Origin of the sequence: Zunongwangia atlantica 22II14-10F7, from assembly GCF_002094855.1 — a bacterium.
In the GTDB taxonomy this organism is placed as follows: domain Bacteria; phylum Bacteroidota; class Bacteroidia; order Flavobacteriales; family Flavobacteriaceae; genus Zunongwangia; species Zunongwangia atlantica.
The window spans coordinates 55,719-81,690 of the sequence record NZ_ARYN01000001.1 but is presented as its reverse complement, the minus strand read 5'-3'; the positions used below and the strand labels follow the sequence as shown (position 1 = coordinate 81,690).

Sequence of the window (25,972 nt, the reverse complement as noted above, 5' to 3'; positions counted from 1 at the left end):
TATTTTTAATATTTACAATTTATTGATCTAAATTCTAACAGCGATAGCGGTCTAATCTCTATGTTCTAATTACGCTGCTCCTATCTTCAAAAACTTTGAATATTCTGAAGCTGAAAATCCACTTGCTTCTTTGATCTCTTTTGGTAATTGATGACTTTCTTTCACCACTTCACCAATAACGATAATTGCGGGTGCGGTTAAATTCTTTTCAGCAACTACTTTTTCTATTGTTTTAATGGTTCCAATACCAGATTGCTCGTTGATTGTAGTTCCATTCTGAATGATTCCTACCGGCATATCTTCTTTCCCAAATTCGCTAAAAATCTTTACAATTTCAGCAAGCTTACTCATTCCCATCAAAATAACAACCGTAGCTGTAGATTGTGCAGCCAGGTAAACATCACTGGATAATTTTCTCGCTGAAGTTGTTCCGGTAATTACCCAAAAACTTTCGGCAGTTCCGCGTTGTGTTAGCGGAATTCCGACGCTTGCAGGTACCGCAATAGAAGAAGTTATTCCTGAAACTACCGCAGTATCTAAACCTTTGCTTTTGGCGTAATTAATTTCTTCTGAACCTCTTCCGAAGATAAAAGGATCCCCCCCTTTTAAACGCACAACATGCCCACGTTCATTGGCGTAATTCACAATAAGATCGTTGATCTCATCCTGAGAATAACGATGCTTATTTTTACGCTTTCCTACATAAATATGCTCGGCTTGCGGTGCATATTCTAATAACTCACGATTAATAAGCGCATCGTAAAGCACCACTTTCGCCGATTTTAGCGTATTTAATGCTTTGAGTGTTATAAGTTCTGGATCACCAGGACCTGCACCAACAACACTTAATTTTGGAAGATTATACATCTTGTACCTCCTTTGTTCTATAAGCGTCTACTCTTTTTAGGAATAAACGCGCATCTTCGATATATTTTTGAGCAAACTCTTCACTAGGTTCATGTTCGTTTAATTGATACGTAAACTCTTTGAAAGAAGTTGAAAGTTCAATTTTTCCAGTCTCTACAAATAACTCGTCGAACTGAGAAATGATTCCCGCCTGTGTATTTGTCTTAACATCATCTGCGATCAATAAAGCTTTTGCTGAATTTACGATAGATGTGTACGAATGATAAATAGAATCTGACCATGCTTTACGATCGATCGCGCTTTGCGCGTTATCAATCTTCTCTTCACTTTCGAATAGTAAAGTTGCAATAAGATCGATCACTACTCCGGCACATTCACCAACACCAACTGCTTTGATATATGGTTTCTCGTGTCCCCAATCTATAAAGTCGTTCTCACTAAGTTCTGATGTATCAGCAAGATCTTTTAATAGATCGTAGAAATAGGTTTTCCCCTGGCGATCGTAATACTGGATGAATTTTTCGTCGGCTTCACCATTTGCATCAAAATCATTTAGTAATAATCTAAGTGCTTCAGGACCACGTTTACTTGGCACTTTTACCACTTTATCTGCAAAACGACCTTCGCCATTCCCAAGAACACCACCACCAAGCAACACCTGTAATGCCGGTGCTACAGCTTTTCCAGATTTGATTGACATTCCCTGGAAACCAATTTCTGCCATATTGTGCTGCCCACAGGCATTCATACAACCGCTAATTTTAATGGTAATATCTTTTCCATTGATAAACTGTGGATATTCTTCTTTTAAAACATCTTCCAAAACATCTGCAATTCCCGTACTACTTGCGATTCCTAAGTTACAGGTATCTGTCCCAGGACAAGCCGTGATATCCACCGTTTTATTATAACCAGTTTCTGCGTAACCTAATTTCTTTAATTCGGTATAGAAAAATGGTAAAAATTCTTCGCGTACGTGACGAATTAAAATATCCTGACGCAAGCTTAGACGAATTTCGTTACCTGCGTATTTTTTAATTAGATCTGCAAGTTGTCTTGCTCCACCGGTATAAAAATCTCCTAGCGGAACTCGGATTCCTACAGCAAATAATCCTTCCTGTTTCTGCGGAATCACATTCGTGTTTCTCCAAACTTCATAATCTTTCTGATCTTCAATTTCTACTGAAGGAACCTCTACATCCTGAAGTGGTGGAGCAGCCTCGAATTTTTCGATATGAAATTCTGCTTTCTCCTGAGACAAGGCTTTTTTCTGCTCGTCTACTAATTCTAAGAAAGCTTCTAATCCTATATCTTTTATTAAAAACTTCATCCTTGCTTTTAATCGTTTTGCACGTTCACCGTGACGATCAAAAACTCGAAGTACAGATTCTATAAGCGGAATAATTTCTTCAGCTTCAATAAAATCGTATAATTTATCAGCATGGCGTGGTTGTGAGCCTAGTCCGCCTCCCAACATTACTTTAAATCCGCGTTTTCCATCCTGCAGTTTTGGGATAAAACCAAGATCATGAATATAACTTAGCGCTGTATCCTCGTCTGTTGCAGAAAATGCGATCTTAAATTTACGCCCCATTTCTTGGCAAATAGGATTACGTAGAAAAAATCTAAAAGTAGCATCTGCATAAGGAGATACATCAAAAGGTTCATCTACATCTACACCAGCAGTTGGGGAAGCTGTCACATTTCTTACAGTATTACCACAAGCCTCACGAAGCGTAATATCATCTTTTTCAAGCTGTGCCCAAAGTTCTGGCGTACGCTCTAAGCTTACATAATGAATTTGAATATCCTGGCGAGTAGTAATATGTAATCTCCCGGTAGAATATTCATCTGAAACATCTGCAATACGATGTAATTGTTCTGAAGTTACTTTTCCAAAAGGCAGTTTTATACGAACCATTTGTACTCCAGCCTGCCTTTGGCCATAAACTCCACGCGCTAGGCGCAGGCTTCGGAATTTCTCTTCGTCCGCTTTGCCTTCGCGAAACAGGCGAATTTTCTTTTCTAAATCGATGATGTCTTTTTCGACAACAGGATTTTCAATTTCGGTTCTAAAACTTTGCATGGATAAATTATTTTAATTGAGGTATCTGTTTTTCAAACAGATGTAAATAAAAAAGTCCTTTTTCGGTTTACACTTAAAAGGACTTTATATATAACTAAATACAATCATGACTTTTAAGTGCATATAATGCAACGCAAACACATCGATCTACACCACATCACTTTTGTATTTACTATAAAATTCATTTTTAATATTGGTTAAATTAAACACCACTTTTATTAAGCGTGTAAACCACATTCTCTATTAGCAAGTACTTTTGTAGGATCAAAATACTTATGCTCGTTAGGAAGATTATGTTCTTCTAGATAAAGATCCAGTTTCTCATCACTCCAGTGGTAAAACGGACTAACCTTTAAAAGTCCATCCTTACTATAACTAAGAATATCGATACTATCACGAAAAGCAGTTTGTCCTTTACGAAGATTTGTAAACCAAATGTCTGGTTGCTGTTCTCTCATTGCTCTCTGGAAAGGCTCTAGCTTTACCTGGCGAGTGAACTCATCATGATCTGAACTATCTACTTGTGGAATTCCACCAAACATAGCATCACGATAAGCTGCAGTTTGCTTAGGAATATAAACCTTTACATTAAGATCTAAAGTATCGATCACTTCCTTGGCATGTTTATAGGTTTGTGGAGTATTATATCCAGTATCACACCAAACCACCTGAACATCAGATTTTATTTTTGAAACAGCATGTAAAATTGCCACCTCATAAGGTCTAAAATTAGTTGTTACAACTGGACGCTTACTGTTTAAAATTACCCATTGGATAATTTCTTCAGGGCTTATGCCTTTTAATTGCTGATTAAGGATTTTTAATTCTTTCTCTGTATACCTTTTCATAATCTTCTCTTTCCTGAAGTCCACTTTTCTATTCGTATTTTTCAAAACCTATTAACCTATCGATTTAGTAGGTTATTAAAACAAAAGTAATCTTCATTTTGTTATACACCAACAAATTGTGGATTATTTTTTGATTTTTAACATTTTATATTTTTCGAAAACGCTTATGTAAGATCGGCAAGTGTATTATCGCCCAAAACATTTAGAGTACTATCTCTAACCTGGATCATTAATTTATGAACAGAGCATGTTTTTTCATCTGGGCAATCATCGCACTTTTCATAATAATTAAGGCTTACACAAGGCACCATGGCAATAGGACCTTCCAAAACTCTTATAATCGCAGTCATTTTAATATCTTCTGGTTCCTTGATAAGATAGTAACCACCACCTTTCCCTTTTTTGGAACCTAAAAATCCAGATTTTCGAAGTATTAAAAGAATACTTTCCAGAAATTTTTGAGAGATATTTTCACTCTTTGCAATTTCTGAAGTTTGCACAGGATTTCTTTCTGGCTGTCTGGCTATAAAAGTTAAAGCCTTAATTCCGTATTTCGTTTTCTTTGAAAGCATATGGCGAAGATAAATAATTTTAATATTTCATGCTTCGCCATAAACTTTCGCAAAATTTATTCATTTTTAAAGAACGTATGGGTGAGTCGTAAAGTTATACCCTAACTAACAAACTTTATGATAAAGCTTGTTTTATATCTGCAATAATATCATCGATATGCTCTAATCCTACAGATGTTCTAATTAATCCATCTGTAATCCCAACTTCTAATCGATCTTCTTCACTTAGCTTGCTGTGCGTTGTACTTGCCGGATGTGTTACTATACTTCTTGTATCTCCTAAATTAGCACTACGTGAACAAAGTTGTACAGCATTTACAAATTTTCTACCAGCATCAATTCCTCCTTTAATTTCAAAAGAAATAATATTTCCTCCCAGGCGCATCTGTTTTTTTGCAATCTCGTATTGTGGATGCGATTTTAAGAATGGATATTTTACATTTTGAACGTTTGGATGTGTTTCTAAAAACTCGGCTAATTTCAGTGCATTTTCAGAGTGTTTTTCTAAACGCACTGCCAATGTTTCTAAACTTTTTGAAAGAATCCATGCATTAAACGGACTCAAAGCCGGTCCTGTATTTCTAGAAAACAAGTAGATTTCTCTAATAAGATCTGAGTTACCAACTGTTACCCCGCCTAAAACTCTACCCTGCCCATCAATTAACTTTGTTGCAGAATGAATCACCAAATGCGCCCCGTATTTAATAGGATTCTGAATATACGGCGTTGCAAAGCAGTTATCGATTACTAAAATTAGGTTGTGTTTTTTAGCAATTTCGCCTAATATTTCCAAATCGATAATATCCACACCAGGATTGGTTGGTGTTTCAGCAAAAATAATCTTTGTCTCTGGTTTAATTAAACTCTCTATTTTTTCAACCTCGTTTACTTTAAAATAGCTGTGTGAGATATTCCATTTCGGAAAAAACTTTGTAAAAAGCGCATGTGTGCTCCCAAAAACAGATCTGGAAGAAATCACATGATCACCACTATTTAACAAAGCTGCCAACGAAGAAAAAACGGCACTCATCCCGGTAGCAAAAGCATAACCAGCTTCTGCACCTTCCATTTTCGCTATTTTTTCAACAAATTCTGAAGTATTAGGATTAGAGAACCTGCTGTAAATATTTCTTTCTTTTTCTTCAGAAAACGAAGCGCGCATATCTTCAGCATCTTCAAAAATATAACTTGACGTAAGATATAATGGTGAAGAGTGTTCTAAAAATTGTGAACGTTCTATTTGCGTACGTATGGCTTCGGTTTCAAAATGTGGAGTAGACATAATATAAGGATTTTATATCTTATTTTAATTATTAATAATTATATCGAGTAAGATATTCAAAAGTACTCATTATTTTATTCTCATTTTATTTTTGAAAATGCCAATTTTAAATCTGCCTTTAAATCTTCAATATCTTCCAGACCTACAGAAAGGCGTATTAAATCTTTGGAAACACCTGTTGCTTCCTGAGCTTTATCATCTAATTGCTGATGTGTAGTACTTGCAGGATGAATAATTAAAGACTTGGTATCTCCTATATTTGCAAGCAACGAAAATAATTTGGTTTCATTCGCAATAATTTTAGCAGCATCATAACCTCCTTTTACTCCAAAAGTTAGCACACCACTTTGGCCTTCTGGTAAATATTCTTTCGCCAGTTTGTAATACGGACTTTCACTTAAACCAGGGTAATTTACCCAATTTACTATTTCCTGCTGTTTAAGCCACTGTGCAAGAGCCAAAGCATTTTCACTATGTTGTTTAATTCTGACTTTTAAAGTCTCTAATCCCTGAATAATTTGAAAGGCATTAAACGGACTTAAAGCTGCGCCAAAATCTCTTAAACCTTCTATCCTTACTTTTGCTATAAATGCCGCATTCCCTAAAGCTTCGTGATAAACTAAACCATGATAACCCGCTGAAGGCGTTGTAAATTCAGGAAAATTACCATTAGCCCAATCAAAAGTTCCTGCATCTATAATAGCGCCTCCTAAAGAAGTTCCATTACCGCTTATATATTTGGTTAATGACTCGATAACGATATTAGCACCAAACTCTATTGGTTTTAATAAATAGGGCGTTGCTACTGTATTATCTACAATGAAAGGAATTTTATTCGCTTTTGCCTGATTGGCTATATTTTTCAGATCTAAAACATCTAATTTTGGATTTCCAAGAGATTCAGCAAAAATAGCCTTTGTATTTTCTTTAACGGCTTTCCCAAAATTTTCTGGATTGGAGGGATCTACAAAAGTAGTTGTTATCCCAAGTCTGGGTAGCGTAACACTTAACAGGTTGTATGTTCCGCCATATAAACTATTAGATGCAACAATATGATCGCCTGTTTTTAAAAGTGTAAGCAATGCCGTATTAATGGCCGCCGTTCCAGATGCGGTTACTACAGCTCCTATTCCACCTTCTAAACTTGCCAGTCGTTGTTCTAAAATATCGTTTGTAGGATTGTTTAATCGTGTATAAATAAATCCAGGCTGAGCCAGAGAAAATCTTCCAGCAGCCTCATCGGCATCTTTAAAAACATAGGAAGTAGTTTGATAAATTGGTACCGCACGGGTGTTAGCATTAGTAGTAACATCGTGACCTGCGTGCAACGCGTTTGTTGCAAAATTATTTGAACTCATTTTTTTATTAATTAAGGTTAAAAATCGATCTCCTTTTAATTTGCTATTGCCTGGGAGATCTTTTTAGATTAACCTTTCCTGTTTAGGCAATAGCAGTTCATGTATTTATTCATTACTACTCGGTAAATTAAAATTTATAGCAAAAAAAAGAGCCGCTGTGATCACAGCGGCTCTTTTTGCAAATTATAGTTTCTTAATTTTAAGCAATAGGAAGCGCTGCGGAATTTCTCCACATCATCATAAAGCGCATCATATTGATAAAATTCATCTTTCCTTTATTTTGTTTTACAAAGATAAATGCGAAATAATTTCTTAACCAAGAATTTTAGAATAAAAAATTTTAAACTATAACATTAAAAAATATAAAAACCCTCAACTAAGCATTCTAATTTCAAAGAGAAACCCTAGCAAAAACAAAGCGTCTCTATTAATACCCAAAAAATCAAAATCGCTAAAAAAAACTTCTAAAAATATTTAAGACTAAAAAGTAGTTAAAGAAAGTTGGAGTAAAAACAATTTTTATACATTTGTAGCCAATTTAATAACAGGGAAAGATTTGACTGATTGCAACCCTAATACTTCTAAAAATTTTAGAAGTATGCCAAATTCAAAGAGTTTGGTTAAAATGCTAAAGCAGTGATACTTTTTATAGTCTGCCTTCACGTCAAATTTAGCCCATCTTTTATAATGTAAAGAGAAGATTTATGGCTTATTTATTTACTTCAGAAAGTGTTTCTGAAGGACACCCAGATAAGATTGCAGATCAGATTAGCGATACTTTATTGGATAATTTTCTGGCTTTTGATGAAGAATCTAAAGTTGCCTGCGAAACCTTAGTAACTACAGGACAGGTTGTTTTAGCCGGAGAAGTTCGCTCTAATACTTATCTAGACGTACAACAAATTGCCCGTGATGTAATAAACGATATTGGCTACACTAAAGGTGCATATCAATTTAGCGGAGATTCTTGTGGGGTAATTTCTTTGATCCACGAACAATCACCAGATATTAATCAGGGTGTAGATCGTGCTACAAAAGAAGAGCAAGGTGCCGGTGACCAGGGGATGATGTTTGGCTATGCCACTACAGAAACTTCTAACTATATGCCATTAGCTTTAGATATCTCTCATAAAATGGTATATGAGTTAGCGCAATTAAGAAAGGAAGGAAAAGAAATTTCTTATTTACGCCCAGATGCGAAAAGCCAGGTTACTATTGAATATAGTGACGATAACATTCCGCAGCGCATCGTAGCTATCGTGCTTTCTACCCAGCATGATCAGTTTATGGAAAATGATGAAGAAATGCTGGCTAAAATTAAGAAAGACATTATCGAAATTTTAATGCCGCGAGTAATCGCTCAATTACCAGAATACGTTCAGAAATTATTTAACGACGATATTAAATATCACATTAACCCTACCGGGAAATTTGTAATTGGTGGACCACACGGTGATGCGGGACTTACCGGTAGAAAAATCATTGTAGATACTTATGGTGGTAAAGGAGCTCACGGTGGAGGTGCTTTTTCTGGGAAAGATCCTAGTAAAGTAGACCGCTCTGCTGCTTATGCTTCAAGACATATTGCCAAAAACCTTGTAGCCGCTGGTGTTGCAGACGAAGTTTTAGTTCAGGTTTCTTATGCGATTGGTGTGGTAGAACCAACATCGATTTCTGTTGATACTTACGGAACTTCTAAAGTTAAAATGAGTAACGGCGAAATTGCTAAAAAAGTAGGGGAGATTTTTGATATGCGCCCATTTGCTATTGAAGAACGCTTAAATCTTAGAAATCCTATTTATCGTGAAACAGCCGCTTACGGCCACATGGGTAAAGAACCTAAAAAAGTAACTAAGATCTTTAAAAGCCCTTATAGCGGTGAAGTAAAGAAAGAAGTTGAATTATTTACCTGGGAAAAACTAGATTACGTAGATAAAGTAAAAGCGGCTTTTGGATTATAATCCCAGCTAAAAAATACACAAAAAACATCGATTTTCGAGGAAAAGTCCCCTGCTAATCAGGGGACTTTTTTTATTCATCATATTTCCATTATTAAAATTATTAACGTTTCTTTGGGAAATCATTAACACTCCTATGAAACGCTTAAAATCAATCTGCACGTTAATCGCGTGTTTCTGGCTGTGTGCAATATCAGCACAAAACAATAAAGTTTTTCAATCAAAAACACCAGATTGGGTTACACCAATAGAAGCTAATTTTTCTTCAGAAAAAAAGGAACTCGACAATGCGCCATTTCTTTATTTACTTGTCGACACCCAATATAATTTAATAGAAGAAAGATCATTTCATCATCTCGCTTTTAAAGTTCTTAATAGCGAGGGCGTACAGGAAATGAGCGACTTTACTATCGAATTTGATCCAGATTATCAACGCCTGTTTTTACACAAAATCAATATTTACCGTGATGGTGAAGTGATTGATCAATTAGATCTAAACCGAATAAAAACTGTACAACGAGAAACCAATCTAGAACGTCATTTGTATGATGGCAGCCTATCTGCACTTTTTAATCTAACAGACGTAAGAGTTGGTGATATTATTGAATACAGCTACGGAAGGCAGGGATTTAATCCTGTGCATAACGGAAAATTTTCTACAGAAGAGTACTTAGAATATTCGCTTCCTGTAATAAATATCTACGGAAGATACCTGGTACCTAAAAACAAGGATTTTGAGATCAAATTTTTTAATTGCGCTGCAAAACCAGAAGTTACAGAACATGCCAATTACACAGAATATGTAATTAAAAACAATGATCCTAAAACCATTCTTTACGACAATAACACACCTTCCTGGTACGAATCTTCAAAATCTTACCAGGTCTCCCAGTTTCAATCGTGGAATGATGTTGCAAAAAATTATAATCAATTTTATCAAATATCGGCTTCAGATAGAAACTGGTTGCAGGCAAAAGCAAAAGAAATTGTTGAAGCAGATACCATTTTCGACGATCCTATTATACCGCTAACAAGATTTGTCCAGGATAAAATAAGATATTTAGGTTTCGAAAATGGTTTAAGCTCTCACAAACCCAGTAATCCAAAAGATATATTTAACCGCAGGTATGGCGATTGTAAAGACAAATCTTTTTTACTAAGCGAGCTTTTAAAGGCTTACGATATCGATGCGCATCCTATTTTGGTGAATTCTTCCTATGGGAACACTATCGAAGAAGATTTACCTTCGCCAAACTCTTTTGATCATTGTATAGTACAATACAACAGGTTCAATAAAAATTATTTTATAGATCCTACTATTAACAATCAGGGTGGCGATGCTGAAGAAATTTTCACACCAGATTATGGATTCGGACTCATTTTAGACGACACTACTTCAGCACTTACAAAATTCGAACCTGTAGATTATGGCAAGACCAATATCACAGAAACTTTTATTATCGATTCTATTGGCGGGCCAACACGATTAAAAATCGAAACGGTTTACAGCGGTTATAAAGCAGATCTTACCAGGGCTGAGTTTAATGGAAATGGATTAAGCAGCATTCAAAAAAGCTACCTCGATTTTTATAGTTTGGCTTACGCCGATATCGAAGTTGCTGAAGAAATTTATTTTAAAGATGATCGCGACCAGGAAAACACCTTCACAGTTTACGAAGAATACGTGATCCCAAATCACTGGGCAACAATGCCAGATGACGCCGACCAGATTTACTCAGAATATTATGCCTTGGCGATCGATAATTATATGTTTCCGCAGAAAACAGCAAAGCGGGAATCCCCATATTATATAAACAAAAGCACCAATATCGACTACAACATCGTAATTTTTACTCCGGAAAAATGGGGTGTAGAAACCGATTATTACAAATCTGACAATCCTTATTTTGAATATACTTATGAAACTAAATATTCGAATGCGAGAATCGATATTATTCATAAATACAAAGCTTTAAATGACCATGTTCCCGCTGAAGATTATTCAGAATTTTTAAAAGCTCACGAAAAAGCTGCTGAAAATATTTCTTACTACCTAACCTATAAACCTGGACTTGCAAACAGTTTTGCTTCAAACGCTGATTCTAATATTTCATGGTTTGCAGTTATTTTATTTTTGGTTGTATTTAGCGGAGTAGGTTTTTTATGCTATTTACTTTACATCAAATTTGATATCCCATCTAAAGCACATCCAGACGATCATCGCCCAATTGGTGGCTGGCTAATTTTAGTAAGTATTGGCTTATGTATTACTCCAGTCGCGATAATGGGAGAATTTTTAACAGGGGAAATATTCACTCTAGACTATTTTGTTTTAATGGCTAGTGGTAAAATTAGCATATTTCTATTTCTAATCTTATTGGTTGTATTGCATTCTGCACTAGTTGCCTACTCAATCTTTATGATTATCATATTCTTTAAAAGAAGGACCATTGTTCCTACTTTGATGATCGTGCTTTATGTATTCAATTTTATAATTAACCTTCTGTCTACATTTTTCGTTTATTTTATCCCTATACTTCAAACCGAAATTGAATTAGGCGAAATCTATATAGATCTGGCACGGTCTATAATTTTGGCTATAATCTGGATTCCTTATTTCTCTATGTCCGAAAGGGTAAAAGATACTTTTGTAAATACATATAAAAAGAGAAAAATCGAAGTAAACGGTATTGAAAACATACAACTACAAGAAGATCAAGGCCCGATTAATTCTTAAAAATTGAGCCTTAAAACATCTAAAATCTCCTGATTAACTTCAGGAGATTTGTTTGTTGTTTAGAATATCACTAAATCCTTTTCGATTTTATCTTTTTCTTCGGAATTCCTTAACAGCGGCGGGGCTTTTTAATCCTTAAATTGAGGATTATAACAAAAGCAATCCCATGTCTTTTTTCAAGAAAGTAAGAAACACGGTAAACCTGTTAAAGTCTGTTGATATGGATCAACTGGCAAAAATCAACAAACAAATCGATCTATCTGAAGCCATGAAGACTTTAGGTAAATTAGATGAGCGCCAGCTTGCCGGACTCATGAAAATGTTAAAAACAAAGCGTAAAAAGTCACAAAGTGACCTCCCTCCTATAGATGGAGATTTTTACAATTTGGATTACAAGCTTACCGAAGAACAGCGCGAACTTCAAATGAAAGTTCGCAATCTTATGGAAGACGAGATTCGCCCATTAATTAATGACCACTGGAATCGTGCAAAATTCCCGTTCGAAATTATAGAAAAGTTCAAAAAACTAAATATTGCCGGGATTCCTTACGAAGGTTATGGCTGCCCTAATCTTCCATTTTTAATGGAAGGGATCATTGCCCAGGAAATTGCGAGAGTAGATGTTTCTACCTCAACTTTTTTTGGTGTACACAGCGGCTTGGCCATGGGCTCTATTTACTTATGCGGTAGTGAAGAACAAAAGCAAAAATGGCTTCCGCAGATGCAAAAATTAGAGAAGATCGGTGCTTTTGGTTTAACCGAACCCAATGTAGGATCTGGTGTTGCCGGCGGATTGGAAACTACCTGTAAATTTGATGGCGAAAACTGGATCTTAAATGGGCAAAAGAAATGGATTGGTAATGCCACTTTTGCCGATGTGATCATTATTTGGGCAAGAGATGTAGACAGCAACCAGGTAAAAGGCTTCTTAGTAGAAAAAGACAATCCCGGTTTTAAAGCCGAAAAAATGGAAGATAAAATGGCACTTCGTATTGTACAAAATGCCATTATCACGCTTACCGATTGTAAAGTTGCAGAAAGCGATAGATTACAAAACGCCAATTCCTTTAAAGATACCGCAAATGTATTACGAATGACGCGTGCCGGTGTTGCCTGGCAAGCAGTAGGCTGTGCCCGTGGCGCTTACGAAAGTGCTTTAAAATATACTCGTAAAAGAGAACAATTTGGCCGACCAATTGCTTCGTATCAATTAGTGCAAAATCATTTGGTAGAAATGGTTTCTAATCTTACCTCGATGCAAACCTTATGTTTTAGACTTTCTGAAATGCAAGATCAGGATATGCTTACAGACGAGCATGCTTCTTTAGCCAAAGTGTATTGCAGTATGCGTATGCGTGATGTAGTAAGCCGTGCCCGCGAAGTTATGGGCGGTAATGGAATTTTATTGGAACACGATGTTGCCCGTTTTGTAGCAGATGCCGAAGCGATTTACAGTTACGAAGGAACCAAAGAAATAAACTCTTTAATTGTTGGTAGAGCCATTACCGGTTATAGTGCTTTTGTTAGCTAACCAAAATCAAATTAAAAATCAAATCCCCAAGAGGGGAAGAAAAATTAGAATTAAATGTCAGTATTAGTTGTAGCTCCCGGAAGAGACGTATCCCAATGGGTAGAAACCCTTAAAAGTCAGCATCCGGGAATGAATGTTTATGTTTACCCCGAAGATCATGATACCGAAGAAGTAGAGTTTGCCATAACCTGGAAGCATCCACGCGGACTCTTTAAAAACTACCCTAATTTAAAAGTAGTTGCCTCGATGGGTGCCGGTGTAGATCATATCACCTCAGACCCAGAATTCCCGGAAGGTGTAAAGATCACAAGAGTGGTAGACGAACAATTAACCAGTGATCTAAGCGAGTTTGTTTTAGCCCTGGTAATGAATCACACACGTCATCTTTCAGCATATAAACACCAGGAAAAAGATAGCAATTGGAATGTTTTAAAATATTGCCGAAACAGCGACATGAAAATTGGCGTTATGGGAATGGGTGTTATTGGTACCGCTACAGCACAGCTTTTAGCGAAAAATAACTTTAAAGTATCAGGATGGTCTCGTACAGAAAAAGACTGTGAAGATATCACCTCATATTATGGCGATAATAGTTTAGATGATTTTCTTCAGGAATCTGAAATTTTGATTTGCTTGCTTCCTTTAACCGAAGAAACAAACGGAATTTTAAATAAAGAATTATTCGAAAAATTACCAAAAGGTGCTTACTTGATCAATGTTGGTCGTGGTGAACATCTGGAAGAGAACGATCTTATCGAGATGATCGATAGCGGTCATCTGGCCGGTGCGGCTTTAGATGTTTTTAAAGAAGAACCTTTACCAGAAGATCATGCTTTTTGGAAACACGAAAGAATAAGTATCACTCCGCATACCGCAAGTTTAACCGAAGCCGAATCTGTTGTACCGCAAATCGTAGAGAATTACGAACGTTTTCAAGACGATGAAGAACTTAAAAACCTGGTAGAACAAGATCGAGGTTATTAATTATCGAAAATTATGCTCATCAAAAACATCTTAGTAGCCGTAGATTTTAATGAAGCTGTTGGCGAAATGCTGACTTATGCTGAAAGTTTTGCTGAAAAGTTTGAAGCGAAAATATGGCTGGTTCATGTTGCAGATCCAGATCCAGATTTTGTGGGATATGAAGTTGGCCCAAAATATATTCGAGATACAAAGGCTGAAGAATTTAGGCAGGAACATCGAATGTTGCAGCAATTATGTGATTCTTTTATCGAAAATAATATCGAATCTGAAGCATTGCTCATTCAGGGTTCTACGGTTGAAACACTTTTAGAAGAAGCCAAAAAACTTAACACCGATATGATGATCGTAGGAACTCATAAACACGGATTTTTTCATGATCTTTTTGCTGAAAATGTTTCTATGGAAATTTTAAAGCAATCAAAGATTCCGGTTTTTACTGTTCCTATTAAAGAGTAATAATTCAATCAAAACTTTTTTTACTACTGCTGAAATTGGTTATTTTTCGAACCAATTTCAGCATTTGTTTTTATGGAAGTTTTTACCAAAGAAAGATTAGCACAGGTTCACGAACGTATTAAACCATACATTCATGAAACGCCAATTTTAAGCTCAGCCTTAACTAATGAAATCGCAGGCTGTTCTATCTTTTTTAAATGCGAGAATTTCCAAAAAATGGGCGCTTTTAAAATGCGTGGTGCTACCAATGCGATCTTACAACTGAGTAAAGAAGAGCAGCAAAAAGGGGTAGTAACGCATTCTTCCGGTAATTTTGCACAAGCCTTATCACTTGCCGCAAAAAGCTTGGAAGTTCCGGCTTATATCGTGATGCCGTCTAGCGCTCCGCAGGTAAAAAAAGATGCTGTAAAAACCTACGGTGGGAAAATTACAGAATGTCCACCTACTTTAAAAGACCGGGAAGAAACTGCCCAAAAGATCGTAGATGAAAAAGGAGCCACATTTGTGCATCCTTCTAATGACATCGAAGTGATCTTAGGACAAGGAACTGCGGCTTTAGAATTGCTTCAAAAAAAGCCCTATCTTGATATTGTAATTACTCCTGTTGGTGGCGGCGGACTTATAGCCGGGACTGCTCTTGCAGTGAGTTTATTTTCTGAAAGCACTAAAACTATAGGCGCAGAACCTTTTGAAGTAGACGACGCGTATCGCTCTTTAATTTCAGGAAAAATTGAAACGAACGAGAGTACAAATACCATAGCAGACGGACTAAAAACGAAACTTGGCGACCAAAACTTTCCTATTATTCAAAAACACGTCCAAGAAATTATTCGGGTTACAGAAGAAGAGATCAAAAATGCACTAAAATTGATCTGGGAACGTATGAAAATTGTTGTAGAACCATCTAGCGCTGTTGCTTTAGCAGCTATTTTAAAAGAGCCCGCTAAATTTAAAAACAAGCAAATTGGCTTAATAATTTCAGGTGGAAATGTAGATTTAGGAAAGCTGGCGGAATTGTTTTAGGTTTTACACCTTAACTTCACGGTTTAAAATAAAATAAAACGGTTTTAAAAGCTACAATCTCGCATAAGCTTAGGCTTTCTTCCCTACGGCAAAGTAAATTATCGAACCAAAGAATGGAAAGAAAATGCTAATTAGTGCGTAAAGTATCTTTTCGTTCATAGCTACTGTAGATCTTATAATTTTTATTAGAGCTATAATAAGCAGCACAAAATGAATTGGTATAAAAAATATTAATACCCATGAAAACAATTGCCAAACATAAAGGCCAAAACCTGCATCGACTGTGTTTGAATAAATAATGTCTACACCAACATTGGTTGTTTGAACTGCACTAACTAAATCTAACATCTCTGCTCTATTCACAAGATTTACCATATATTCATTTCCGCCACCAGATATTACCACGGCATGCCCATTATTAATGGTAAGCTCAGTAATTTCCTCATTTGGTAAAATTTCTTCAGTGAATTCAACTAGTGAAATTTCGTCTTTCTTATCACACGAAATAATAAAAACCGAAATAAGGATAGCAAAAACAATAGATAATTTTCTAAGCATTGATGATATTTTTTAAGATGAATAGGAAAATGATTTCCAATAGATTATATCTAAAATTAGTCGGTTTTAACAATAAAAGCAAGTTTTAATGAAGCGTAGTAGTATTTTTTACTTTTTATCATCACTCTTTCAACACACTTATCGTTACCAGCATTTGCCCAATATGCCTTTGGCTATGTTCTGCGGCATGAAAGTACAATCCGATCACGCTAGAGGGTAATTGTTTTCTACCTACAAAACGCTTTTCGGTTAGAATTGCTTCAGGGGTACTTTTAAATATCGCCAAAGCTTCATTTACTTTTACAGAAAAATTATGGCTCAAATTATCGATTTTCAGTTCACTATTTTCCAGACCTTCATTCCGTAGATATTCAAATTGCTTTTCAGAAAGTGCTTTTCCTTTAGCATAAGTGAGCATGCGATCTAAAACTCCGGTAATATGCTGCAAATGAAAGCCAACGCTTGCTCTTCCGGCAGGTTTCTTCCACAGTAATGCTTCAGGAAAATCTTCAGTATACTTAAAAACCTCTTCTTTAGACTGCAAAAGTGCATGCGCAGCCGGTTGCAACAATAAAGGAGTTTCGGGAAGCGGCCCACGTAACCAAACTTCTGGCAATTTTTCAGTATTCATATAAAATATCTTATGGAAGTTATAAAGTGAACTTACAAAATAAAAGAAATATTATCTTTAGCTAATTAAAAATTGAGTCTAAAACCTCAAATATCAAACTTCAATTTATAGAATAAACACAATACTATGCTTCGAAACTCGATCTTCACTTTATTTATTTTTTTAACGAATTTCGCGGTTTTTGCCCAGGAAAAACAGGACAAATGGAATGTTTCTAATCCTTATCCGAATGATGTTCCGGTAAAAACTGTCGATTTAAACACTACCGAAGGTACATGGATGAACCTGGATGTGAGTCCCGATGGAAAAACCATTGTTTTTGACCTTTTAGGAGATATTTACACCATGCCAATTTCTGGCGGAAAGGCTAAGGCGCTTCGTAGCGGAATGGCTTATGAAGTTCAGCCAAGATTTAGCCCAGATGGATCCAAAATTTCATTTACCAGTGATGCCGGTGGTGGCGATAATATCTGGATTATGGATGCCAATGGTGATAATGCCTGGGAACTAACCAGCGAAGATTTTAGACTGCTGAATAATGCCGTGTGGACAGCCGACGGAAACAGCATTGTTGCCCGTAAACACTTTACCTCTACCCGATCTTTAGGTGCCGGTGAAATGTGGCAATATCACATCGCAGGAAAATCCGGACTTCAACTTACCAAAAGAAAAAATGACCAGCAGGATGTTAACGAGCCAAGCACTTCGCTAGACGGGAAATATCTGTATTACAGTGAAGATATGTATCCGGGCGGTATGTTTCAGTACAACAAAGATCCAAACAAACAGATCTATGTGATTAAACGATACAGTTTTGAGGATGGCGAAACCATAACAATTACCGGTGGTCCTGGTGGTGCTGCTCGCCCGCAGGTTTCTCCAGATGGTAAGAAACTTGCGTTTGTTCGTAGAGTTAGAACGAAGTCGGTTTTATTTATTCAGGATCTGGAAACCGGAGAAGAATGGCCGGTTTACGACAATCTTAGCAAAGACCAGCAGGAAGCCTGGGCGATCTTTGGTGTGTACCCGGGATTTAGTTGGATGCCGAATAACAAAGAGCTGGTATTTTGGAGCAACGGAAAAATTAAGCGCGCTAATATTGAAACTACTGAAGTTAATGAGATTCCGTTTGAAGTAAACGCGAAGATCGATATTGCTGAAACCGTAAGATCTGAACAGCAGGTGTATACTGAAAAATTCAGCCCAAAAGTTATTCGTCACGCGACTACCTCGCCAGATGGTAAAACTTTGGTGTTTAATGCGGTTGGATATCTTTGGAAAAAAAGCTTACCTAACGGAAAGCCAAAAAGAATCACTGATGCAACCGATTTTGAGTTTGAACCTGACTTTTCTCCAGACGGTAAAAGTATCGTTTATGTAACCTGGGATGATGAAAAACTGGGTAGCATTAAAAAAGTAGCATTAAGTGGTGGCACTACTGAAACTTTAACTAAAGAAAAAGGAATTTACCGTAATCCATCATATTCTCATAACGGTGAAATTATCGTTTACCATAAAGATCTCGGGAACAGCGACCAGGGACAAACTTTCACTAAAGAACCGGGAATCTATTTGATGAAAGCTAATGGCAGTGACGCCAAACGAATTTATAAAGGTGGTGATTTTGCCATGTTTAATCATGACGATACTCGCATCATTTTTCAAACCGGCGGTTATTATATGGGTGGTTTAAGCAAGGGCTTAAAAAGTATCGATCTTAGCGGAAATGATGAGAAAACTTTAGTAAACTCCAAGTATGCAAATCGTTTACTGCCAAGCCCAGATGGCAAATGGATCGTTTTTAGCAACCTTCACAAAGTTTATTTAGCTCCGCTTCCGCATACTGGGCAAACCATAGATCTAGATCCAAATACCAAAACAGTACCGGTTACCCAAATTGCAAAAGATGCAGGGATAAATTTACACTGGTCTGCCGATAGCAAAAAAGTGCATTGGACCCTGGGAGATGAATATTTCACCAATGAAGTTTCTCAACGCTTTACTTTTCTAGAGGATTCTCCGGAAGAAATTCCTGAAATGACCGAAAAAGGAACAAAAATAGGTTTAGAAATCGAAACCGATACGCCAGGCGGTTTGATCGCTTTTACCAATGCTCGAATCATTACCATGAACGAGGATGAGGAAGTAATCGAAAACGGAAGCATTCTTATCGAAAATAATAAGATCAAAGCTATGGGCGCTGCCGGCGAGGTAAAGATCCCGAATTCGGCTAAGGTTTACGATGCTTCAGGAAAAACTATTATGCCGGGAATGATCGATGTTCATGCCCATATTGGTGCTTTTAGATATGGATTAACGCCTAAAAAACACTGGCCATCTTATGCAAACTTAGCATTTGGAGTGACCACCGCTCACGATCCTTCAGCATTAAGTGAAACCGTTTTTGGCATTTCAGAATTAATTAAAAGCGGCGAAATGGTAGGGCCAAGATTGTACTCTACAGGAATCATTCTTTATGGCGCCGATGGTGATTTTAAAGCGGTGATCAATAATCTTGACGATGCAAGATCGGCTTTAAGAAGAACTAAGGCCTTTGGTGCATTTTCAGTAAAAAGTTACAACCAGCCAAGACGTGAGCAACGCCAGCAAATTTTGCAGGCGGCGCGTGAGTTGGATATGAATGTAGTTCCAGAAGGTGGTAGTACATTTTTCCATAACATGAATATGATCGTAGATGGTCATACAGGGATAGAACATAATATCCCGGTGGCGCCACTTTATAAAGACGTGCAAACTTTATGGAGCAATAGTAATGTTGGTTATACGCCAACGCTTATTGTGAATTACGGCGGAATTAATGCTGAATATTACTGGTATGACAAAACGAATGTTTGGGAGAATGAAAGACTGCTGAATTTTACTCCGCGTAGTATTGTTGATTCACGTTCCAGACATCGTACAAAAATTCCTGATGAAGAATATGAGAACGGACCTGTTTTAGTTTCTGAAGATGCTAAAGCCTTAACCGATCTTGGAGTAAAAGTAAACCTTGGTGCTCACGGCCAGTTACAGGGATTAGGTGCACATTGGGAGCTTTGGTCGCTGCAAATGGGCGGAATGACGAATATGGAAGCTTTACAGGCGGCTACCATAAACGGAGCGTATTATCTGGGAATGGATAAAGAAATTGGTTCTTTAGAAGAAGGAAAATTAGCCGATCTTTTAGTGTTGGAAGAAAATCCTTTAGAGGATATTCAAAATTCTGAATCTATTATTTATACGATGGTGAACGGTAGATTATATGAAGCCGAAACCATGAATCAGCTTGGTAACGAGCCAGAAGAACGCTCTAACTTTTACTGGGAAAACAACAAATACAATGCGGCATTCCCATGGCACGAAGAATCAAACAGCTTCACCTTGCCGGGATGTATTTGCCGTAAACTAGGACATTAACTTTTTAAAAATCTATGGAACTCTACATAACCGCGGCCATTATTTTTGTTGGAATTTTCCTTTTTATAAAGGATTATTTCTCGATCGATACCACATCGATCCTTATCATGGCGTTGTTTATTGTAAGCGGAGTTCTAAGTCCTGAAGAAGGTTTTTCTGGGTTTAATCATCCTGCTACTATAACTTTAGGCTGCATGTTTGTGGTTAGCGCAGCTATTTTTAAAAGCGGGATCATAGATAGTTTTAGTGATAAGATCATTAGGATCGCAAAGATAAATTATGTCTTTGCCCTAATGATCTTTTGCTTTTCTGCGGCATTATTTTCAGCATTTATAAATGATACGGCAGTTGTTGCGATTTTAATCCCAATGGCTTTGCTTGTTTGTAGAGAAACAGGAATAAGCCCGGCAAGATTATTAATTCCTATTTCATTTTCTGCATTATTTGGCGGCACCTGTACCTTAATTGGCACTTCTACGAATATCTTAGTAAGCGGTATTGCTAAAAAAGGTGGATTAGAACCTTTTAATATGTTCGAGTTCACTTTACCTGCGTTATGTTTACTTGCCATAGGTTTAACGTACCTAATCCTGGTTGGCCCCTGGTTATTACCAAAACGTGCCGAAGCTCACGAAAGTGGATTGACCAAAGAAGCTCAAAATTATCTAGCTGAAGTTGTTTTAAGTAAAGACAGTACAGATGTAGATCATTCGATCGTAAAATCAAAACTGGTAAGCCAATACGGTGCACAAATTCTATCGATTAAAAGAAAGCATCACCGCATGTACGAAATTAACGGCGATACGGTACTTCGTGCTGAAGATTCTATGAAGATCTTGATCGATCCTCAACATCTTTCAGATTTAATGGATAAAGGCGGCTATATTTTGACCGGTGATAATGACGATCTACTTGAAGAAGAAAAAAAGAAAGATAACAAAGATGAAAAAACAATCTATGAGGTGATGATCCCTTACGGTTCTCCTTTAGCCGAACGTTCTTTACGACAATTAAACTTCAGGAATATATATTATGCTTCGGTTTTGGCACTTAGGCATCGCAAAGAAATTATCACTCAGGATGTATCGAACGTGGTTTTAAAAGAAGGTGATATGTTGTTGCTTTATGCTGCTCAAAGAGATATTCAGGCATTAACTTCTAGAAAATTACTGGTAGTTTTATCAAATTATCACGCCAAAAAAGTGAATTACAAAAAAGCGATTCCGGCTTTATTGATCACCCTTGGCGTTGTTTTATCTGCGGCTTTAAATTTAACTTCAATCCTAATTAGTGCAATGATTGGTAGTTTGTTACTGGTAACAACTTCAATATTAAAACCAAAAGAAGCTTACGATGCGATAGAATGGAAAGTGATCTTTATGATGGCTGGCGTACTTTCTATGGGAAAGGCTTTAGAAAAAACCGGCGGATCTGATGTAATTTCGCAGTTTATCTTTGATCAAATTGGTGATCTTAACCCAAGCATTATATTAAGTTTAGTTTTTCTTATTACCTTTCTATCAACAAACATTTTAAGCAGTAAAGCAGCGGCAGCACTAATGGCGCCTATTGTAATAAGCCTTGCAAGTGCGTTACAGCTTAGTGAAAAACCATTTTTAATTGGTGTAATGTTTGCCTGTTCGTTAACTTTTATGACACCGGTTAGCTATCCAACCAACACCATGGTTTACGGCGCCGGAAATTATAAGTTTAATGATTTTTTAAAATTTGGAACACCTTTAAATTTCATTATCTGGATCGCGGCATCATTTATTATTCCGATGTTTTTTCCTTTTGAAGTTTAATTTTTGAAGCCTAAATAATGAGAAGAGTAAAACTGAGCAATCCTTTTAAAACAAGAATCATAGATGAGAAACTCATCAGGGAACATCTTGCTTTAGAAAGAACAAAACTGGCTAACGAGCGTACCTTGCTTGCTTACATAAGGGCTTCTCTTTATTTATTGATTGGTGGTCTAGCCTTGCTTCAGATTAAAGAATATCCAGAATTACACTGGTTGGGATACGGTGCATTTTCAGTAAGTATCATATTTTTGTCGGTTGGGATTTCCAGATACATTCATCTAAACAGAAAACTTACAAAGTTACTGCGTCCCGAAAACCAATCTGAAAACAACGAATCTTAAGCCCTGTTTGCTACAGTCTATTTTTCATTATTCGATGCATTTTTTAGCGATAGGAATTATCGCTTATTTTTTTGATCAAAAAAACTGGAAGCATAATTGGATCATTTTAGCTGCAACCATGTTGGTGGATTTAGACCATATTTTTGCGAGTCCGCTTTTTGATCCTAATCGCTGCGGAATTGGTTATCATCCATTACATTCTCAAATAGCGATTATCTGCTATATTTTAGGAGCTGTTTTTCTAAAAAAAGGGATTTTTAAACTTATTTTCATTGGTTTGTGCTTCCACATGCTTACAGATTTTCTGGATTGTCTTTGGACCTTCTCTAAATGTGGGGAATGCTATGAAAATTCAGCCTTAAAACAGCTAATTTCGAATAGTTTTTAAAAACAAAAGCCGTTTTTAAAGAAAAACGACTTTTGCAAAAGGAAATAAAAACCTAAACTTAACCAACTTTAAATTCTAACTTTCTTCTTCATAAGAATTACATTACTATTTATCGATTTTGGGCATTATTGAAGCATTTTTTTTTAAATCTGGATTCTTTAGCCTAACCGATTTCACTTTCAGAATTAACTTCATTTAGGAAGGATTAAAATGTTCCTGTTCTTCTTTAGTAAGCATTCTAGATCTTATTATAAATCTTTTGCCTTTGGGAATTTCCAAAGAAAAGCTAGCGCCTCTACCCGGCGTGATATCTACAGTAAGATGGGTATGCTTCCAATATTCAAATTGATCGTGACTCATATAAAATGGCACATTCTCTACTTCTCCTAAATGAATATCATTATCGTCCAAATAGAAATCTTCTTTTGGCAACAGCATTGGCGAAGAGCCATCGCAACAACCACCGCTTTGGTGAAAGATCACCTCGCCATGTTCTGCTTTAAGTTCTTCTAACAATGCTGCAGCCTCTTTGGTTATATCCACTCGCTTAAAGGTCATATCCTAAAAGAATCCAAGTTTATTCTTATCATAAGAGATAAGCATATTCTTAGCCTGGCGATAGTGATTAAGCATCATTAAATGATTCTCTCTACCAAAACCAGATTTTTTATAACCTCCAAATGGTGCATGAGCAGGATAATCATGGTAGCAATTCACCCAAACTCGGCCAGCTTTTATCGCACGCGGAATTTGATATAATTGATGTGCATCGCGTGTCCAAACTCCCGCTCCTAAACCATACAAAGTATCATTGGCAATTTCTAAAGCTTCAGCTTCATCTTTAAACGTACATACTGCAAGTACCGGCCCAAAGATCTCTTCCTGGAAAACACGCATTTTGTTATGCCCTTTTAAGATCGTTGGCTCGATATAAAATCCGTTACCTAGATCTCCGTCTAATTTTGCAGCGCCACCACCGCATAAAACTTCAGCACCTTCTTCTTTACCAATATTGATATACGACAAAATTTTCTCGTGTTGATCGCTGGAAGCCTGAGCGCCCATCATAGTATCTGGACTAAAAGGATCGCCCATTTTAATAGCTTTAGTCCTAGCGATAACCTTTTCGATAAAAGCTTCATAAATATCTTCCTGGATCAATAAACGAGAAGGACAGGTACAAACTTCACCCTGATTTAAAGCAAATAACACCGCACCTTCAATACATTTATCTAGAAACTCATCATCATGATCCATAATACTACTGAAGAAAACATTAGGCGATTTTCCACCAAGTTCCATCGTTACAGGATGCAGGTTTTTAGAGGCGTATTGCATAATTAACTGCCCGGTTGTGGTTTCCCCGGTAAACGCTACTTTATCTACATCTGGACTGGAAGCTAAAGGTTTCCCGGCTTCTGGACCAAAACCATGAATCACGTTTAAAACTCCTTTTGGTAATAAATGACCTACTTTTTCAGCGAATATTGTTGCTGAAGCCGGAGTTTGTTCCGCAGGTTTTAAAATGATACAGTTTCCGGCAGCCAAAGCAGGTGCTACTTTCCAGGCCATCATTAACAGCGGAAAGTTCCACGGAATAATTTGTGCTACTACTCCAAGCGGTTCCTGAATAATTAAGGACAGTGTGTTTTTATTTAATTCTGAAGCGCTTCCTTCTTCAGCTCTTATGACTGAAGCAAAATATCTAAAATGATCTACCGCCAAAGGAAGATCTGCATTTAAAGTTTCACGAATGGCTTTTCCATTATCTGAAGTTTCGATTTGTGCAAACTCTTCCAGATTTTCTTCTAAAATATCTGCGATCTTATTAAGGATAGCAGAACGCTCGGTCACCGATGTATTTCCCCACTCTTCTTTTGCGGCATTTGCTGCTGCAATTGCATTTTTAACATCGGCTTCTTTAGATCTTGGAAACTTTGCAATAAGCGAATTATCTACCGGAGAGTGATTATCAAAATACTCGCCATCGATAGGATCTACAAAGGCTCCGTTAATATAATTGCCATATTTTTCCTGGAATTTTGGTTTGGAATAACTCATAATAGATATGTTTTTAATATTCAAACTTAAAACTCCGTAATTATTTGCATTAAAAATTGAACTTTCCTATTTTTAATTACTACTTTTCTATCGATTTAATAATTTAGTGAATTTTGAATGATAATCTTTTAAAATACGAGAGCTCTAGAAAGCTGCAAACCTTTATCGAAAATCGTACTATTTACAGTGCAGATTATGCTGAATTAAATGTTTTTGAAACGCAGCAGGTCGCCGAGAAAGTCGATTTACAGTTTTCTTATCCTATTATTGCCAGTATGCTTTCTGGAAAAAAGATTATGCATTTAAAAAACAGAAATCCGTTTGATTTTTATCCGGGTGAAAGTGTAGTGCTTCCTTCAAACGAAAAAATGATTATCGATTTTCCTTTAGCTACTACCGCTGAACCTACTCGCTGTTTAGCTTTAGGAATCGATCCCGATAAAATTCAGGAGACCGTAAATTATTTTAACGAAAATACCAGGGTAGATTTTGAGAATGATCATTATGATCTTCAGGCAAATTCAGCGCATCTTGAAAATAATGTTCAGGTTCAGTATGTTTTAGATCGCATTTTTAAAACTTTTTTGAGTGACGAAAAAGCCAAAGATGTTTTATTGGATCTTATGGTAAAAGAACTGGTGATAAGGCTTTTACAAACCAAAGCAAAATTAATGTTGTTGGATGATTCTTCGCTTTTTGATAATAACCGCATGGCTTTTATTGTAAAATATATGCGCGAAAATTTATCCAAAAACATCTCTGTAGACGAGCTTGCCGCAAAAGCCTGTATGAGTAGTTCTAACTTCTACAAAACTTTTAGAAATACGCTTGGTGAAAGCCCGATTGATTACTTAAATGGCGAGCGTATTAAATATGCCAAGAAATTGATTCAGCAAACTTCAGATAAACTGGCAGACATTGCGTTTCAGTCTGGATTTAACAATGTTAGCTACTTCAACAGACAATTTAAAAAATTAGAAAGTATTACGCCAAACCAGTATCGCAAGACTATAAGAGCAAATAAGTTTGTATCCTAAAGTTTAAAAAAAACTTAAAGTTACAGCAATCT

21 protein-coding genes are annotated in these 25,972 nt (G+C 36.6%); 11 read left to right on the top strand and 10 right to left on the bottom strand.

Annotation, left to right across the window (positions count from 1 at the left end; all coding sequences use genetic code 11):
• Window positions 1-69 precede the first annotated feature (69 nt).
• The 6 genes from cobA to IIF7_RS00300 form a co-directional block, all read right to left on the bottom strand.
• The gene (gene cobA / locus IIF7_RS00325; RefSeq protein WP_084839717.1) at window positions 70-867 is read right to left on the bottom strand and encodes a uroporphyrinogen-III C-methyltransferase; all 798 of its coding nucleotides are present in this window, start codon (window positions 865-867) and stop codon (window positions 70-72) included.
• On the bottom strand, window positions 860-2,953 hold the full coding sequence (locus IIF7_RS00320; protein ID WP_084839716.1) for a HEPN domain-containing protein: 2,094 nt from the start codon (window positions 2,951-2,953) through the stop codon (window positions 860-862). Before IIF7_RS00320 ends, cobA begins: the two co-directional genes overlap by 8 nt.
• Before the next feature lie 218 nt (window positions 2,954-3,171).
• Entirely contained in the window at window positions 3,172-3,801 is a 630-nt protein-coding gene (locus IIF7_RS00315; protein ID WP_084839715.1) for a phosphoadenosine phosphosulfate reductase domain-containing protein, read from the bottom strand.
• Window positions 3,802-3,965: 164 nt separating this feature from the next.
• A complete protein-coding gene (locus IIF7_RS00310) occupies window positions 3,966-4,373 on the bottom strand; it encodes an RrF2 family transcriptional regulator (protein WP_084839714.1) in 408 nt (135 codons plus the stop codon).
• Window positions 4,374-4,488: 115 nt separating this feature from the next.
• Window positions 4,489-5,655: a trans-sulfuration enzyme family protein gene (locus tag IIF7_RS00305; protein WP_084839713.1), complete on the bottom strand. Its 1,167-nt coding sequence runs from the start codon at window positions 5,653-5,655 to the stop codon at window positions 4,489-4,491.
• A gap of 80 nt (window positions 5,656-5,735) precedes the next feature.
• Window positions 5,736-7,013, bottom strand: a complete 1,278-nt coding sequence (locus tag IIF7_RS00300; RefSeq protein WP_084839712.1) for an O-acetylhomoserine aminocarboxypropyltransferase/cysteine synthase family protein — start codon at window positions 7,011-7,013, stop codon at window positions 5,736-5,738.
• Between the two features lie 704 nt (window positions 7,014-7,717).
• Here IIF7_RS00300 and metK point away from each other — a divergent pair.
• The 6 genes from metK to IIF7_RS00270 all read left to right on the top strand — a co-directional run bounded on the left by metK (window position 7,718) and on the right by IIF7_RS00270 (window position 15,702).
• Window positions 7,718-8,974 carry a methionine adenosyltransferase gene (metK, locus tag IIF7_RS00295; protein ID WP_084839711.1) on the top strand — a complete coding sequence of 419 codons (1,257 nt, stop codon included), beginning with the start codon at window positions 7,718-7,720 and terminating at the stop codon, window positions 8,972-8,974.
• A 133-nt stretch (window positions 8,975-9,107) separates the two neighbouring features.
• Window positions 9,108-11,708 (top strand): DUF3857 domain-containing protein, encoded by a 2,601-nt coding sequence (locus tag IIF7_RS00290; RefSeq protein ID WP_084839710.1) that lies wholly within the window; start codon window positions 9,108-9,110, stop codon window positions 11,706-11,708.
• A gap of 166 nt (window positions 11,709-11,874) precedes the next feature.
• The gene (locus IIF7_RS00285) at window positions 11,875-13,239 is read left to right on the top strand and encodes an acyl-CoA dehydrogenase family protein (protein ID WP_084839709.1); all 1,365 of its coding nucleotides are present in this window, start codon (window positions 11,875-11,877) and stop codon (window positions 13,237-13,239) included.
• A gap of 54 nt (window positions 13,240-13,293) precedes the next feature.
• Window positions 13,294-14,223, top strand: a complete 930-nt coding sequence (locus IIF7_RS00280) for a 2-hydroxyacid dehydrogenase (RefSeq protein ID WP_084839708.1) — start codon at window positions 13,294-13,296, stop codon at window positions 14,221-14,223.
• Between the two features lie 12 nt (window positions 14,224-14,235).
• Entirely contained in the window at window positions 14,236-14,679 is a 444-nt protein-coding gene (locus tag IIF7_RS00275; protein ID WP_084839707.1) for a universal stress protein, read from the top strand.
• A gap of 72 nt (window positions 14,680-14,751) precedes the next feature.
• Complete coding sequence (locus tag IIF7_RS00270; protein ID WP_084839706.1) at window positions 14,752-15,702, top strand: pyridoxal-phosphate dependent enzyme; 951 nt, start codon at window positions 14,752-14,754, stop codon at window positions 15,700-15,702.
• A gap of 69 nt (window positions 15,703-15,771) precedes the next feature.
• Here IIF7_RS00270 and IIF7_RS21020 read toward each other — a convergent pair whose 3' ends face one another.
• Window positions 15,772-16,260, bottom strand: a complete 489-nt coding sequence (locus IIF7_RS21020) for a PLDc N-terminal domain-containing protein (RefSeq protein ID WP_245801453.1) — start codon at window positions 16,258-16,260, stop codon at window positions 15,772-15,774.
• Between the two features lie 121 nt (window positions 16,261-16,381).
• Window positions 16,382-16,891 carry a DinB family protein gene (locus IIF7_RS00260; RefSeq protein WP_084839705.1) on the bottom strand — a complete coding sequence of 170 codons (510 nt, stop codon included), beginning with the start codon at window positions 16,889-16,891 and terminating at the stop codon, window positions 16,382-16,384.
• Window positions 16,892-17,017: 126 nt separating this feature from the next.
• On the opposite strand from IIF7_RS00260, the gene IIF7_RS00255 reads away from it, so the two are divergent.
• Genes IIF7_RS00255 through IIF7_RS00240 form a run of 4 tightly spaced genes read left to right on the top strand, consistent with a single transcriptional unit; the run spans window position 17,018 to window position 22,842 of the window.
• Window positions 17,018-20,308, top strand: coding sequence for an amidohydrolase family protein (locus IIF7_RS00255; RefSeq protein ID WP_084839704.1), 3,291 nt, complete (start codon window positions 17,018-17,020; stop codon window positions 20,306-20,308).
• A 14-nt stretch (window positions 20,309-20,322) separates the two neighbouring features.
• Window positions 20,323-22,113 (top strand): SLC13 family permease, encoded by a 1,791-nt coding sequence (locus IIF7_RS00250; protein WP_084839703.1) that lies wholly within the window; start codon window positions 20,323-20,325, stop codon window positions 22,111-22,113.
• A gap of 17 nt (window positions 22,114-22,130) precedes the next feature.
• Window positions 22,131-22,454 carry a DUF202 domain-containing protein gene (locus IIF7_RS00245; protein ID WP_084839702.1) on the top strand — a complete coding sequence of 108 codons (324 nt, stop codon included), beginning with the start codon at window positions 22,131-22,133 and terminating at the stop codon, window positions 22,452-22,454.
• A 7-nt stretch (window positions 22,455-22,461) separates the two neighbouring features.
• Window positions 22,462-22,842 (top strand): DUF6122 family protein, encoded by a 381-nt coding sequence (locus IIF7_RS00240; protein WP_084839701.1) that lies wholly within the window; start codon window positions 22,462-22,464, stop codon window positions 22,840-22,842.
• Window positions 22,843-23,037: 195 nt separating this feature from the next.
• Here the strand turns inward: IIF7_RS00240 and IIF7_RS00235 are convergent, their stop codons facing one another.
• Window positions 23,038-23,400: a DUF779 domain-containing protein gene (locus IIF7_RS00235; protein ID WP_084839700.1), complete on the bottom strand. Its 363-nt coding sequence runs from the start codon at window positions 23,398-23,400 to the stop codon at window positions 23,038-23,040.
• 3 nt (window positions 23,401-23,403) lie between these two features.
• Window positions 23,404-24,903, bottom strand: coding sequence for an aldehyde dehydrogenase family protein (locus IIF7_RS00230; protein WP_084839699.1), 1,500 nt, complete (start codon window positions 24,901-24,903; stop codon window positions 23,404-23,406).
• Between the two features lie 113 nt (window positions 24,904-25,016).
• Here IIF7_RS00230 and IIF7_RS00225 point away from each other — a divergent pair, with 113 nt between their 5' ends.
• Window positions 25,017-25,940, top strand: coding sequence for an AraC family transcriptional regulator (locus IIF7_RS00225; RefSeq protein WP_084839698.1), 924 nt, complete (start codon window positions 25,017-25,019; stop codon window positions 25,938-25,940).
• Window positions 25,941-25,972: the final 32 nt, after the last annotated feature.

Coding starts and splice junctions, on each gene's coding strand:
- IIF7_RS00250 (WP_084839703.1), top strand. CDS start 20,323: ATGGAACTCTACATAACCGCGGCCATTATTTTTGTTGGAATTTTCCTT.
- IIF7_RS00305 (WP_084839713.1), bottom strand. CDS start 5,655: ATGTCTACTCCACATTTTGAAACCGAAGCCATACGTACGCAAATAGAA.
- IIF7_RS00315 (WP_084839715.1), bottom strand. CDS start 3,801: ATGAAAAGGTATACAGAGAAAGAATTAAAAATCCTTAATCAGCAATTA.
- IIF7_RS00290 (WP_084839710.1), top strand. CDS start 9,108: ATGAAACGCTTAAAATCAATCTGCACGTTAATCGCGTGTTTCTGGCTG.
- cobA (WP_084839717.1), bottom strand. CDS start 867: ATGTATAATCTTCCAAAATTAAGTGTTGTTGGTGCAGGTCCTGGTGAT.
- IIF7_RS00275 (WP_084839707.1), top strand. CDS start 14,236: ATGCTCATCAAAAACATCTTAGTAGCCGTAGATTTTAATGAAGCTGTT.
- IIF7_RS00300 (WP_084839712.1), bottom strand. CDS start 7,013: ATGAGTTCAAATAATTTTGCAACAAACGCGTTGCACGCAGGTCACGAT.
- IIF7_RS00285 (WP_084839709.1), top strand. CDS start 11,875: ATGTCTTTTTTCAAGAAAGTAAGAAACACGGTAAACCTGTTAAAGTCT.
- IIF7_RS00310 (WP_084839714.1), bottom strand. CDS start 4,373: ATGCTTTCAAAGAAAACGAAATACGGAATTAAGGCTTTAACTTTTATA.
- IIF7_RS00230 (WP_084839699.1), bottom strand. CDS start 24,903: ATGAGTTATTCCAAACCAAAATTCCAGGAAAAATATGGCAATTATATT.
- IIF7_RS00260 (WP_084839705.1), bottom strand. CDS start 16,891: ATGAATACTGAAAAATTGCCAGAAGTTTGGTTACGTGGGCCGCTTCCC.
- IIF7_RS00280 (WP_084839708.1), top strand. CDS start 13,294: ATGTCAGTATTAGTTGTAGCTCCCGGAAGAGACGTATCCCAATGGGTA.
- IIF7_RS00320 (WP_084839716.1), bottom strand. CDS start 2,953: ATGCAAAGTTTTAGAACCGAAATTGAAAATCCTGTTGTCGAAAAAGAC.
- IIF7_RS00270 (WP_084839706.1), top strand. CDS start 14,752: ATGGAAGTTTTTACCAAAGAAAGATTAGCACAGGTTCACGAACGTATT.
- IIF7_RS00235 (WP_084839700.1), bottom strand. CDS start 23,400: ATGACCTTTAAGCGAGTGGATATAACCAAAGAGGCTGCAGCATTGTTA.
- IIF7_RS00245 (WP_084839702.1), top strand. CDS start 22,131: ATGAGAAGAGTAAAACTGAGCAATCCTTTTAAAACAAGAATCATAGAT.
- metK (WP_084839711.1), top strand. CDS start 7,718: ATGGCTTATTTATTTACTTCAGAAAGTGTTTCTGAAGGACACCCAGAT.
- IIF7_RS21020 (WP_245801453.1), bottom strand. CDS start 16,260: ATGCTTAGAAAATTATCTATTGTTTTTGCTATCCTTATTTCGGTTTTT.
- IIF7_RS00255 (WP_084839704.1), top strand. CDS start 17,018: ATGCTTCGAAACTCGATCTTCACTTTATTTATTTTTTTAACGAATTTC.